Annotated in this window: 11 protein-coding genes; 5 read left to right on the forward strand and 6 right to left on the reverse strand. The window is 71.1% G+C overall.

All coding sequences use genetic code 11. The features are described 5' to 3' along the window. Positions 1–67: 67 nt before the first annotated feature. Positions 68–631 carry a TetR/AcrR family transcriptional regulator gene (locus ACFV2O_RS16640; protein WP_379252519.1) on the reverse strand — a complete coding sequence of 188 codons (564 nt, stop codon included), beginning with the start codon at positions 629–631 and terminating at the stop codon, positions 68–70. Beyond that, positions 628–1569 (reverse strand): esterase/lipase family protein, encoded by a 942-nt coding sequence (locus ACFV2O_RS16645; RefSeq protein WP_379252520.1) that lies wholly within the window; start codon positions 1567–1569, stop codon positions 628–630. Before ACFV2O_RS16645 ends, ACFV2O_RS16640 begins: the two co-directional genes overlap by 4 nt. Positions 1570–1755: 186 nt before the next feature. Here ACFV2O_RS16645 and ACFV2O_RS16650 point away from each other — a divergent pair, with 186 nt between their 5' ends. Genes ACFV2O_RS16650 through ACFV2O_RS16660 form a run of 3 tightly spaced genes read left to right on the forward strand, consistent with a single transcriptional unit; the run spans position 1756 to position 2542 of the window. Continuing rightward, complete coding sequence (locus tag ACFV2O_RS16650) at positions 1756–2136, forward strand: inorganic diphosphatase (protein WP_379252522.1); 381 nt, start codon at positions 1756–1758, stop codon at positions 2134–2136. A 49-nt stretch (positions 2137–2185) separates the two neighbouring features. Continuing rightward, on the forward strand, positions 2186–2302 hold the full coding sequence (locus tag ACFV2O_RS16655) for an LPXTG cell wall anchor domain-containing protein (protein WP_355078045.1): 117 nt from the start codon (positions 2186–2188) through the stop codon (positions 2300–2302). Between the two features lie 9 nt (positions 2303–2311). Beyond that, entirely contained in the window at positions 2312–2542 is a 231-nt protein-coding gene (locus ACFV2O_RS16660) for a DUF6480 family protein (RefSeq protein WP_379252523.1), read from the forward strand. A 67-nt stretch (positions 2543–2609) separates the two neighbouring features. On the opposite strand, the gene ACFV2O_RS16665 is transcribed toward ACFV2O_RS16660, so the two are convergent. From ACFV2O_RS16665 to ACFV2O_RS16680, 4 genes are all read right to left on the reverse strand, one after another. Further along, positions 2610–3449 carry an SDR family oxidoreductase gene (locus ACFV2O_RS16665; protein ID WP_355078047.1) on the reverse strand — a complete coding sequence of 280 codons (840 nt, stop codon included), beginning with the start codon at positions 3447–3449 and terminating at the stop codon, positions 2610–2612. Positions 3450–3487: 38 nt separating this feature from the next. Then, on the reverse strand, positions 3488–4048 hold the full coding sequence (locus tag ACFV2O_RS16670) for a hemerythrin domain-containing protein (protein WP_379252524.1): 561 nt from the start codon (positions 4046–4048) through the stop codon (positions 3488–3490). 160 nt (positions 4049–4208) lie between these two features. Beyond that, the gene (locus ACFV2O_RS16675) at positions 4209–8813 is read right to left on the reverse strand and encodes a cation-translocating P-type ATPase (RefSeq protein WP_379252525.1); all 4605 of its coding nucleotides are present in this window, start codon (positions 8811–8813) and stop codon (positions 4209–4211) included. 92 nt (positions 8814–8905) lie between these two features. After that, positions 8906–10096, reverse strand: coding sequence for an alcohol dehydrogenase catalytic domain-containing protein (locus tag ACFV2O_RS16680; protein WP_379252526.1), 1191 nt, complete (start codon positions 10094–10096; stop codon positions 8906–8908). Positions 10097–10264: 168 nt separating this feature from the next. On the opposite strand from ACFV2O_RS16680, the gene ACFV2O_RS16685 reads away from it, so the two are divergent. Both ACFV2O_RS16685 and ACFV2O_RS16690 read left to right on the forward strand, forming a co-directional pair. Continuing rightward, positions 10265–11740, forward strand: coding sequence for an aminotransferase class I/II-fold pyridoxal phosphate-dependent enzyme (locus tag ACFV2O_RS16685; protein WP_379252527.1), 1476 nt, complete (start codon positions 10265–10267; stop codon positions 11738–11740). Positions 11741–11752: 12 nt separating this feature from the next. Beyond that, positions 11753–12364 (forward strand): NAD(P)H-dependent oxidoreductase, encoded by a 612-nt coding sequence (locus ACFV2O_RS16690; protein ID WP_355078052.1) that lies wholly within the window; start codon positions 11753–11755, stop codon positions 12362–12364. Positions 12365–12502 lie beyond the last annotated feature (138 nt).

The following is a 12502-nucleotide window of genomic DNA, read 5'->3' on the forward strand; positions in this document are numbered from 1 at the left end:
GGCGCCCCGGTGGCGCCACCGGACATACTCACCTTCCTCCAGCCCACGCCCACACGCAATGCCTCGGCTACCGTTCGGCTACCTCGTTGCCGCGGTGTCCGGTGGCCAGGCGTACCAAGGCCGCACGCAGGTCCGGGCGGGTCCGCGAGGCGGTCAGCTCCGCGAGCGCGATATCGGCGATCGCGGCCACGATCAGCAGCGCGACCGGTTCCGGGTCCGCCCACCCGGCGGCGGCGAGATCGTCCGTGATGACCAGCGCGGCTTGCCGATTGCGCGCCGCGACCTGCTCACCGAGGCCCGCCTCGGAGCGCGCCTGGATCAGCAGCGCCTTCGTCGCCGGCTGGGCCAGGCAGCCGTCGAGGTAGGCGTGCATACCCGCGGTCAGCCGCTCGATACCCGGCGGCGTGCCGGAGACGGTGTCCAGCACCTGGGCGAACAAGTCCTCGTGGAAAGCGTGGTGCAGCGCTCGGATGTAGTCGCCGCGGCTGGACCAGTGCTGATAGAAGCTGCCTTTGGCCATGTTCGCCTGCGCGACGATCGCGTTCACCGACAGTTTGGCCAGATCCGCCTCCCCCAGCAGGGTGCGGCCCGCGTGCAGCAGTGCCTTGCGGCCGGGCTCGGCCGACCTCACGACCCGGCCGCCGAGGTGAGCGGTCCGACGATCGGCGCGACCACCGGGCATTCCACCGACCGGGCATGCTCGGGATCCAGCGCGTCGAGCACTTCGTGCACCGCGACCGGATCGGAGGTGAGCCCGTAGTGTTCGGAGTAGTCGGTGGCGCACACGTCCTGCAGCACGATGTTGCGGGCGTTCGGCCCGTCGAGCATGCCGGTGGTGTAGGGCGTGGCGATCTCGTCGTAGCGGCTGACGATGCTGACGAACTGCACATCGGGCACCAGCCGGGCGTCCGCTTTCAACTCCCGCAGAAACGGCGAGTCCGGCGACATCTGGCAGGGGCCGCAGTCGGCGATGGCGTCCGCGGTGCCCGGCAGATCCCGCAGGGGCTTCGCCGCGGTGTCGGCGCCGCTGAGCGTCGACCCGTGATAGGGAGCGCCCAGCCCGATGTGGCGTGCGACCTTTCCGGCGCCGCCGAGGTGGTGGAAGTAGTAGAACGGCACCGCACCGCCCATCGAATGCCCTACGACGTCGACCTTCGCCGCGCCGGTGGCGGCCAGGACGCGGTCGATGAACGCTCCGATCTGGCGGGCGCTCTCGGGGACCGGCGCCACCGCGCCCAGCGCCGGACCGAACGCACCGGTGCCGTAGGTGGTGGTGTACACGCAGTAACCGGCGGCCGCCAGCAACGGCGACAGGGTCTGCCAGCTCACCGTCTCGTTGCCCAGGCCGTGCAGCAACACCACGGGATTCGGATGTGCGGCGCCCGGGTGGCAGGTCCAATCGTCGGCTCCCGGCGGGGGCGCCCCCGGCGCCGCCAGCTGCGCGGCCAACCCCGCCAGATAGCTGTAGGGAACGCTCGCGGGCTCCTGCGCCCCGGCGACGGGCGCGGCTCCCAGGAGGCACACCGCGGCGGTGGCCGTCGATGCGGCAAATCGAAGCAAGGTTCGCACCTGCTACTCCTTCACTGAACACGCTATGACCGACCGGTCGGTCATAGCGTACAGGTGTGGCGGCCGGGCGGGAAGGGCGAAGCGGAGCGCCCGATCGACCGGCCCGCACCCGTGCGGGGTGATGCCGTCGAACTCCGTCGTGGCTCGCGCGCCACGGCAGGATCGATCTGCCGTAGCCTGGGGCGGGTGACCGATCCGGTGAAACTCGAGGATTCCGAATCGCTGCGGTTGGCGCGTCTATTCCTCGGCCGCACAGTGGATCTGGTCATCGACCGCCCGTACGGCAGCCACCATCCGCGATGCGGATTCCGCTATCGCGTCAACTACGGATACGTTCCGCTCACCCGCGCGCCCGACGGACAAGAACTGGACGGGTACTTCCTCGGACCGTCCGAACCTCTGGTCTTCGCCCGCGGACGCTGTGTGGGGATCATCCACCGGTTCTACGACGATGACGACAAGCTGCTCGTCGTCGCGGACGGTAGCCCCGCGCTCGACGACGCGGCGATCGCCGACGCCGTCGAGTTCCAGGAGACCGCCGGTCACTACGTGATCATCGGCAGGTGACCGGCAGACCCTCTCGATTGGGCACGCGGATACCGGGTAGGCCCCTGCCATGGAACTGTTGGTGATTCTCGGACTCGCGGTGCTGGTCGGCGCGGTGATCCTGTATCGCAAGAGGTCCGGCAAACGGCCCGACGCACCCGAGGCACCCGGAAACGACGGCGAGTAGGGAGCGGCTATGAACGCGATGGACCCCGACCCCGCGAAAACTCCCGACCTGGAACCCGGCGGCGGGGTGTCGCCCGGCGCCACACCACCGGACACCCCACAGACGTCCGGTCTGTCCGCGCCGGAGCCGAGCACCCGACACCACTTCCCGATCACCGGCGTGCTGGCGATGCTCATCGGGGCGCTGGTGATCCTGCTGTTCGTCGCCGTCGCGGTCGGGCTCGTGGTGACGATGCTGTGACCCGCCGCCACCGGCGGTCGGCCGATCCGGGAGATCGGCCGACCGTGGGGTTATGGTGCGCCGAGGGTCACAGGATGGGCCTGCCGCCGGTGACGGCGATCCGAGCGCCCGAGACATAGCTGCCGTCGTCGGAGGCCAGCATGACGTAGGTGGGCGCCAGTTCGGCCGGTTGACCGGCGCGGCCCAGCGGGGTGTCGTCCCCGAAGTGGGTGACCTTCTCCACCGGCATGGTGGACGGGATCAACGGAGTCCAGATCGGTCCCGGCGCAACGCTGTTGACCCGGATCCCGCGCTCACCCAGTAGCTGCGCGAGGCTGGCGGAGAAGTTCGCGATGGCGGCTTTGGTCGCCGCGTACGGAGCCAGGGTGGGCGAGGGCATGTCGGAATTCACCGAAGAGCTGCCGATGATCGATGACCCCGGCGGCATGTGCGGCAGCGCCGCCTTCACCAGGTAGAAGTAGGCGTTGATGTTCAGCTTGACGGTGTGCTCGAACTCCTCGTCGCTGATCTCTTCCAGGGTCTCGTGGGTCATCTGGAACGCCGCGTTGCTCACCAGGACGTCGATCTTTCCGAATTCCCGCACTGCCCGGTCGATGACGGCGCGGCAGTGGGCGGCTTCGGACAGGTCGCCGGGCACGAGCACGGCTTTGCGTCCGGCCTGCGTCACCAGATCGGCGACTTCCTTCGCGTCCTCGTCCTCGTCGAGGTAGGAGATCAGTACGTCCGCGCCTTCACGCGCGTAGGCGATCGCCACCGCCCGCCCGATGCCGCTGTCTGCGCCGGTGACGACGGCGGCCTTGCCGGTCAGTTTGCCGGAACCGCGGTAGCTGTCCTCACCGCAATCCGGCACCGGAGTCATCTTGGCCTGGATACCTGGGACTTTCTGCTGCTGCTCGGGAAACCCCATGTCGGTCCTCCTTCTGGCGTTTCGGGGCTGTGGGTGGTTCAGCTGTCGTGCTGGCGGCGCCAGTCGCGCACCGCGTCGCGGGCGCGGTCGAACAGCGCCAGCGGCGGGCCCGCCGCCAGATTGGCGAGCGCGGACTCCCCCGCGTGCGGGTGCGGCCGGGTGGGCGCCACGGCCTCGGCGGCCCGCAGCGACCCGGCCATCCGCTTGAGCTGGCTGCTGGAGAACTGGGCGCGCAGCAGAGCGAATTCCTCGGCCTCCTCGTGCGCGGCGTGCTCGTCCACCGCGTCGGCGAATTCGGCGAGCCGGGCATCGAACTCGGGATGGTCCACTCCGAGGTCGTAGAGGTCGGCCAGCGCGCGTTTGGCCGCGTTCTCCTCCTCCAGCCGCGGTTGCACGATGTCGGCGTCGGCGCCGAACCGGGCCCGTCCGGCGACCGGATGCACGACCTCCTCCTCGGCGCTCTCGTGCACGGCCAGCAACCGCACCAACTCGGTGAACAAGTCCTGTTTCCCGTCGTTACCCGACTTCAGTCGCGCCAGCAGCGTGCGGATCTCCTCGTGCTGGGCGGTGAGCAGGTCGACGACATCCTGATCGGTCATCGCAACACTCGTTTCTGTCGCTGTGGAATGCGTTCGTGGGCTCAGGTTTTCGCGCCCTGGGCGACCGGGGTCGCCGCGCGGACCGGGGATCGTGTGCCCGTGGCGAGGTCCGTCGCCCGGCGGGTACCCGGGCGGACGGACGCCAATCAGCGCGCCGCCGCTACTCCGATTCCGGTGGGGGCAGCAGCCGCGGAACCAGCACCGCGGCGACGGTGGCGGTGGTCGCGCAGGTGGTCGCGATCCCCCAGCCGACCGGATCCAGCGGGCGGCAACCGAAGTAGCCGCACAGTCCCGGTGTCATCACCACCGCGCCGAGCACCGCACCGCTGGCGGCCGTGGTGAGCCACACCAACGGGCTGCGGTAACCGGAGACCAGCGTCTGACCCAGCTGTGTGCCGATGAGCGCGACCAGGCCGATGGTGGCGGCGCGGCGCTGCGTGCCGGTCATCCGGCCGAGGGTCCAGGCGACCGAGGCGCTGGTGGCCGTGGCGACGCCGCGCACCCCGAGCGTGTGCAGCAGGTCGGGGCCCAGGCGCGCGGGCGGCAGTTCGGCCAGCCGCTCCGCCGCGCGCTGCGCTTGGGCCTGCGGGTCGTCGGTGTCGTCGGGATCGACCGCGTCCCGTTCCCGCGACAGCGCCAGCGCCATGGCGGGGAACATGTCGGTGAGCATGTTCACCAGCAGGAACTGCCGGGTGCCCAGCGGCGCCTGGCCGCTGACGGCGGTGCCGTACAGCGTGAAGGCGACCTCGCCTGCGTTGCCGCCGACCAGCACGCCGACGGCGTCGGTGACCCGCTGCCACATGCCGCGGCCTTCGACGAGGGCGTGCAACAGCACCAGGGGGTCGGGATGGGTGAGCACCATGTCGGCGGCGTTGCGGGCGGCGACCGAACCCTGTGCGGCCAAACCGATTCCGACGTCGGCGGTGCGGATCGCGGCGGCGTCGTTGCTGCCGTCGCCGGTCATGCCGACCACGTGTCCCGCGCGGCGCAGCGCCGCCACGATGCGCACCTTGTGTTCCGGGCTGACGCGAGCGAAAACCGTGCTCTGTTCGATCAGTTCCGCACGCGCGGTCTCGTCCAGACGATCGAGATCCGCGCCGGTCACCACCTCCCCCGCCTCGATGCCGAGCTGGCGGGCCACCGCCGCCGCGGTCACCGGGTGGTCGCCGGTGATCATGCGGACGCTGATTCCGTTGCGCTGCAACGCGGTGACCAGCGGCACCGTCTGCGGGCGCGGGGCGTCGGCGAGGCCGATGAAGCCGAGCAGACTCAGTTCGGCGACCGCCGCCTCGACGTCGTCGGGTTCGGTCGGCAGGTCGCGCCGGGCCACCACCAGCACCCGCAAGCCCTGCTCGGCCAGATCGCGAACCACCTGTTCGGCGCGTTGACGCAGGCGGTCGTCGAAGGGATGGTCGGTCTCGTCGCTCCGCACGCCGGTGCAGCGCGAGAGCACCACTTCGGGGGCGCCCTTCACGATCAGCCGCAGTTTGCGGGAGGTGTGACCGAGGGTGGCGGCGTAGCCGCGGTTGGATTCGAACGGGATCTCTTCGATCGCGTCCCAGCGGCGGGGGTCGTCGCCGAGCGCCTCGGCCGCGGCCTCGACCACCGCGCGGTCGGTGGCGTGCACGATCGGGCCCTCGACGGGATCGGGACAGGCGCGGGTCGCCGCCCGCAGCAGGCGGTGCGCGTGCTCGCAGTCGGCGTCGGGGGGCCACTGCTCGTCGAGATCGGCGAGTGTGGTCAGGCGCAGCCGCCCCTCGGTGAGGGTGCCGGTCTTGTCGAAGCACAGGGTGTCCACCCGGCCCAGTGCCTCGACGGTGCGGCTGGCGCGCACCAGCACGCCGTGTCGCGACAGCCTGCGGGCGGCGGCGAGCTGAGCGACCGTGGCCACCAGCGGCAGTCCTTCGGGGACCGCGGCGACCGCGACCGCCACGCCGTCGGCGATCGCGGTGCGCAGCGGCCTGCCGCGCAGCATGCCCAGTCCGGTGACGATGCCGCCGCCGCTGAGCGTCAACGGCAGGGCTCGGTCGGTCAGGCGGCGCAATTGCGCCTGCACACCGGCCTTTTCCGGCGGGATGGCACCGGCGGCGGCGCGGCCCGCCTGGGTGTCGTGACCGACGGCCACGACGATCGCTCGCCCGGTGCCGTTGACCACGGTGCTGCCTTCGAAGACCATGCAGGCGCGCTCGGCCAGCGCCCGGCCCGGGGTCGCCGCGACCTGTTTCTCGACGGTGATCGATTCGCCGGTGAGGCCGGATTCGTCCACTTCCAGATCGTCCGCGCGCAGCAGCCGGGCATCGGCGGGGACCACTTCCCCGGCCCGCAGCACGATCACGTCGCCGAGTGCGAGGACGTCGGCGGGCACCAGGTGCTCGTACGGTTCGGCGGTGTCGAGGTCGGCGCGGTCGATCACGCGGGCGCTGAGCTGCTCGCCTTCGAACAGGCGGAACAGCGCGTTCTCCGCGCGCTGGCGCTGCCAGGCGGAGACCAGCGCGTTGACGCCGAGCACCGACGACAGCAGCACCGCGTCCGACGGCGCGCCGAGTACCGCGGTGGCGACCGCGCCGACGCCGAGGATCGGGGTGAGCGGATCGGCGAGTTCCCGGCGCAACTGACCGGCGAACGACGCCGCCGCCGCGATGACGCTCACGCCGGGGATGCGGGCGACCGCGCCGGGCCGGGCGCGCTCGGGCACCGCGAGCGGCCGCGGCAACCGGCTCAGCACCTCTTGGGGTTCGAGGGCGTGCCAGGGCAGCAACGGTGCGAGCGTGGCCGGTGGGGCGGTGCGCGCCGAACGCCATCCGGTGTAGGCGCCGGTGAGCAGACCGGTGTAGTGGGCAGCGGTCATGGGCGACGAGCGGCCCACGCTGTCGGGGGCGACCGCGAGCAGCAGACCGCCCAGCGCCGCGCCGGACAGGGCCAGTGAGCGACCGCGTTCGCTCACCTGACGGGCCGGAGCGACGGCGGCGAGGACGCGGTCGGCCTGTGCGAGGTCGCGGCAGACCGCGTCGGCGGTCCACGGCATCTGCAGCGCGTTGTCTTCCCGCACGGCCAGACCGATCGCGACGTCGGCGTGGGCCAGCGCCTTGTGCGCGCGGGGACTCAACACGGCGACGACGTGACCGTCCTGCTGCAGAGCGCGCACCAGCCCGCTCATCGACGTGGACGGGGAGACGAATTCGTCGGCCATGGACCGCAACTCGGCGGCGTCGGCGCTCGCGGCGAGCGTCACGCGCAGGCCCGCGCTGCGCGCCCGGCCCAGCAGCGCGTATGCCCGCCGGTCGAGTTCCCGGCCGACCAGGACCCGTCCGACCGATGTTCCGTTGTCGTGGAGTTCGCGCCACACTGGGCGGCGCGTCACACCGTCGTCGGGTTTTCCGGTCGCGGGATGCACCAGTCTGCGGTGACCGCCGGCCGACAGGTAGCGGCCGGTGTGGTCGGGCTGCGCGTCGTCGCGGCTTTCGCCGGTCTCGTACTCCCACAGCAGTCGCTGGCTCGCGCTCCATACCTCGGCGACCGACCATCTCGGGTCGCTCGCTTCGGCCTCGAGGACCAGACGCCGTGTGGTCAGCAGCGATTCTCCATCGATGACCAGCGCCGACAGTCGGTCCAGCCGCCGCCACACCCGCGGGTGCAGCGTCAGCACACCCGCGCGGCCCAGCATCGTGGAGACCAGCGCGCCGTAGGCCTCGCGGCTGGCCCGCGCCGCCTTGGGCGCTCCGAGTTCCAGCGCGTCGGCCGCGCCGAACAGGCCACGTCCGCCGAGGACGGAGGTGACCGCGCCCGCCAGCGCACCCGCGGCCGTTTCGTCGGCGACCCGTTCGATCGGGCCCTGCGGCATCTCGACCACACGGTCGGGCGGGGTCAGCGGGTCGCACACTTCCGCTGGGCGGCGGTCGATCTCGGCCTCCCAGCCCTGCCATTGCACGTAGCGGGTGAGCGATTCGGTCAGCGTGAAACCGCGGTGCACCGCATCGATCACCAGATTCGCCGTGCCCGCCGCCGCACTGTTGCCCAGGGCGTTGCCGATCGCGTTCGCCGTGGTCAGCACCAGGTCGGTCCGTGGACGGCCGAGCTGATCCTCGAGCCGTTTGCGGAGGCGGGGCTGGGTGTCGACGAAGGCGGCGGCGGCGCGCAACACCCGGGCGGGTCCGCGCAACGGCAGCACGGCGCTCATAACGGACAACCCGATCGCGCACACGTCGCCCGCGACCTGGATCCCGGCCGCCAGCAGCGGTTCCCGGTCCCCCGGGTGCTCGCAGCCCCGACTCCAGTCCAGATCGCCGACCGCGGTATCGGTCTCGACGGATTCGATGGCCGACACCAGGGCGGGCAGGTCGGCCGCACCGTGCTCGAGAGCGGCCACGACGCGGCCGGTCACCGCGTTCACCCGCCACCAACGCACATCGCGGCGGCGGTCCAGCGTCCGGTGCAGCGCCTCGGTGATGTCTCCGCTCCTGCCGGAGTCCAGGCCGCGCACCTCCACGGTGGCCCGGTCCTCGTTGAGCGCAACCCGGCGCCGGGAGCGCAGCGCGTGCGGGTCGATCAGCGCGGCCAACTCGTCGCGCAACTCCTCGTTACTGCCCAGATTCAGCAGCGACACGCCTGCCCGCGCACCCGCTGCCACCGCCTGCACCGGCGCCTGCGCCGCCTTCATTCCCACATCGACGGCCTTCTCCACGCTCGCACGGGCCATCTCCGCCGCAACGGAGGTCGGCGCCTCGAGCCACCACGGTGAGACGACTCCGCGTAGTAAGAAGCTCATACACGGCAGCTACCCAGGCATGCACAGAGCAAACCGTCCGCGGCCGCGGTGCGGGCACCGCGGCCGGGTCCGGTGCGGACCCGCTCCGCCGGTCAGTTCGCGGTCGGGTCGAGCACGATCTTCACCGCGCCGTCGGTCTTCTGCTGGAAGGTGGCGTAGGCCTGCGCCGCATCGGTCAGTGGGAGGCGGTGGGTGGCGAAGGTGTCCACGCCCAGCGGGTCGCCGTCGCGCAGCAGCGGCATGATGTCGTCGACCCACCGTTTGACGTTCGCCTGGCCCATCCGCAGCTGGATCTGCTTGTCGAACAACACCCGCATCGGCAGTGGGTCGAGCATGCCGCCGTAGACGCCGATCACCGAGATCGTGCCGCCGCGACGGACGATGTCGATGGCGGAGTGCAGTGCCGCGAGCCGGTCGACGCCCGCGGTGTCCATCACCTTCTGGGCCACGAAATCGGGCAGGAACGCCGCCGAGCGCTGGGCCATCGACGCGATCGGCGACCCGTGGGCTTCCATCCCCACCGCGTCGATCACCGAGTCGGTGCCCCGGCCGTCGGTCCAGCCGCGGATGATGTCGCCGACCGGCTCGTCGACGGCGTCGAGGTCGATCACTTCCATGCCGCGCTCGGCCACCCGCGCCAGCCGCTCGGGTACCCGGTCGACACCGATGACGCGATAGCCGCGGTGCGCGGCCACCCGGCAGGCCATGTCCCCGATCGGGCCCAGACCCAGCACGGTCACCGATCCGCCGTCGGGCACCCCGGCGTATTCCACGGCCTGCCACGCGGTGGGCAGCACGTCCGACAGGTACAGGAAGCGGTCGTCGGCCGGTCCGTCGGGCACGGTGATGTGGGTGGCGTCCGCGTGCGGCACCCGCAGATACTCGGCTTGGCCGCCGGGCACCTGCCCGTAGAGCTTCGAATAGCCGAACAGGGCGGCTCCGCAGCCGTATCGGCGGACCTGCGTCGTCTCGCACTGGGTGGGCAGCCCGGTCCGGCACATGTAACAGGCGCCGCAGCTGATCTGGAACGGGATGACCACGCGGTCACCGCGTTCCAGCCCGGTGACGGCCGAACCGGTCTCCACCACACGTCCCATGGGTTCGTGGCCGAGGACGTCGCCGTTGCTCATGTAGGCGCCGAGCACCTCGTACAGGTGTAGGTCGGATCCACAGATGCCGGTGGAGCTGACCTCGATGATCGCGTCCGTCGGGGCCTCGATCCGAGGATCGGGCACGGTCTCCACGGCGATTTTGTGTCGCCCTTGCCAGGTCACTGCTTTCATCCGCGCGGCTCCTCGGTCGGGGTCGGTACTTGTCCCCGTCCTACCCGGACACCTGTGCCCGAAACGACCGCGCCGGGGTTTGCCGTGGGCAACACCGCAGGCCACGGGCTCGGTGCGCGGTGGGTACGCCGGATGTGTGCGGCCGCGGATTCGGGGTAGGCGGTAGCCGTGGACCATTCACGAGCTCCCCTGCTGGAAGCCCTTGCCGACTATCACCGGCTGGGCCGGTACGGCTTCACACCCCCTGGGCATCGGCAAGGACGCGGAACCGACGAACGAGTCCTGGACGTGATCGGCCGCGACGCCTTCGGCTCCGATGTCCTGGCCGTCGCCGGACTCGACGACCGGCTCTCGCGCGGTGGCTACCTGTCGCGCGCCGAAGCGCTCATGGCCGACGCGGTGCGCGCGGAATCGGCGTTCTTCTCCACCTGCGGCAGTTCGCTGTCGGTGAAGGCGGCCATGATGACGGTGGCGGGCGGCCACGAGGGCGGCCTGCTGGTGGCGCGCGACAGCCACAAGTCCGTGGTCGCCGGGCTGATCTTCTCCGGTGTCCAGCCGCACTGGATCTCCCCGCGCTGGGACGCCGAGCAGCATTTCGCCCACCCGCCCTCGCCGCGGCAGGTGTCCGAGGCGTGGGAGGAACACCCCGACGCCGCGGGCGCGTTGATCGTGAGCCCGAGTCCCTACGGCACCTGCGCGGACATCGCCGGCATCGCCGAGGTCTGTCACGAGCGCGGCAAGCCGCTCATCGTCGACGAGGCGTGGGGCGCGCATCTGCCGTTCCACGACGACCTGCCGACCTGGGCGATGGACGCAGGGGCGGACCTGTGTGTGGTCAGCGTGCACAAGATGGGCGCCGGTTTCGAGCAGGGCTCGGTCTTCCACGTCCAAGGCGATCTGGTCGACACGATCAGGCTCAGCGAATGCGCCGACCTGCTGATGACCACCAGCCCGAACGTGCTGGTCTACGCCGCGCTCGACGGCTGGCGCAGGCAGATGGTCGAGCGGGGGCAGGAACTGCTCGGTTCCGCGCTGCGCGTAGCCGAACAGGCCAGGCGCCGGCTCGCCGAGATCCCCGGCATCAAGGTGCTGGAAGACGAACTGCTCGGTGTCGAAGCCTCCCACGACCTCGACCGGTTGCAGGTCCTCATGGACGTGTCCGGTACCGGGGCCAGCGGTTATCAGGCCGCTGACTGGCTGCGCGAGCACCGCCGCATCGACATGGGATTGACCGATCACCGCCGGTTGCTCGCCACGCTGTCGCTCGCCGACGACAAGGACACCATCGATGTCCTGGTCGACGGCATCGCCGCGTGGCGCGACCAACTGAGCGATCCGCGGCCGCCACGCATCCAGTTGCCCTCGCCCGACGACCTGCAACTGGAATCGGTGATGCTGCCGCGCGACGCGTTCTTCGGCCCGGTGGAGACAGTGGACGCGCGCGACGCCGTCGGCCGGATCGCCGGCGAACAGATCACGCCCTATCCGCCGGGCATTCCGGTGGTCATACCCGGCGAGCGCATCGACGCCGCCGTCGTCGACTACCTGCGCACCGGGCTCGACGCGGGCATGAACGTCCCCGACGCGGCCGACTCCCGGCTGCGCACGATCCGCGTCGTCGCCCGCGATCGAACCGAAACGTAGGAGGTTTCTTTCATGGCCGGACCGACCGCGCTCGCCCTGGTGTGCACGCTGAAGAAGTCCCCCGCCGAATCCAGCAGTGATGTCATCGCCCGGCAGGTCCTCGACGAGCTGGCCGAACACGACGTGCAGGGCACGGTGCTGCGGCTGGTGGACTACGACGTGCTACCCGGAGTGACCGCCGACGAAGGCCCCGGCGACCAGTGGCCGTCCATCCGCGAACGGATCGCGGCGGCCGACATCCTGCTGGTGGCCACCCCCACCTGGGTCGGGCACATGTCGTCGGTGGCGCAGCGGATGCTGGAGCGATTGGACGCCGAACTGTCCGAAACCGACGACGCGGGTCGTCCCGCCATGGTCGGCAAAGTGGCCACGGTCGCGGTCGTCGGCAACGAGGACGGCGCGCACAAGATCGTCGCCGACCTGTATCAAGGGCTCAACGACATCGGATTCACCATCCCGGCACAGGGGTGCACGTACTGGAACGATCAGGCCATGGGCGGCACCGACTATCAGGACCTCGACTCGGTGCCGAAGGCGGTGGCTTCGGCGACCGCGGCGCTGGCCAGGAACGCCGCGCACCTGGCCCGGGTGCTCGGCGCCCAGCAGTACCCTCCCGCTGAATGATTCCCGCGCCCGTCGCGGGGGCCACCGCCCCCGGGGGGGGGGGGGCGCCCCGGGGCGCGGCGCCCCCCGCCGAACCCGCGGGGGCCGGAAAAAAAAATGCAACAAATCCACAAACCCCCCCGTAAAGGTACACCCCCA

It is taken from the genome of Nocardia sp. NPDC059691, from assembly GCF_042733915.1.
Taxonomy (GTDB): domain Bacteria; phylum Actinomycetota; class Actinomycetes; order Mycobacteriales; family Mycobacteriaceae; genus Nocardia; species Nocardia sichangensis.

Coding starts and splice junctions, on each gene's coding strand:
- ACFV2O_RS16655 (WP_355078045.1), top strand. CDS start 2,186: ATGGAACTGTTGGTGATTCTCGGACTCGCGGTGCTGGTCGGCGCGGTG.
- ACFV2O_RS16660 (WP_379252523.1), top strand. CDS start 2,312: ATGAACGCGATGGACCCCGACCCCGCGAAAACTCCCGACCTGGAACCC.
- ACFV2O_RS16665 (WP_355078047.1), bottom strand. CDS start 3,449: ATGGGGTTTCCCGAGCAGCAGCAGAAAGTCCCAGGTATCCAGGCCAAG.
- ACFV2O_RS16670 (WP_379252524.1), bottom strand. CDS start 4,048: ATGACCGATCAGGATGTCGTCGACCTGCTCACCGCCCAGCACGAGGAG.
- ACFV2O_RS16675 (WP_379252525.1), bottom strand. CDS start 8,813: ATGAGCTTCTTACTACGCGGAGTCGTCTCACCGTGGTGGCTCGAGGCG.
- ACFV2O_RS16680 (WP_379252526.1), bottom strand. CDS start 10,096: ATGAAAGCAGTGACCTGGCAAGGGCGACACAAAATCGCCGTGGAGACC.
- ACFV2O_RS16690 (WP_355078052.1), top strand. CDS start 11,753: ATGGCCGGACCGACCGCGCTCGCCCTGGTGTGCACGCTGAAGAAGTCC.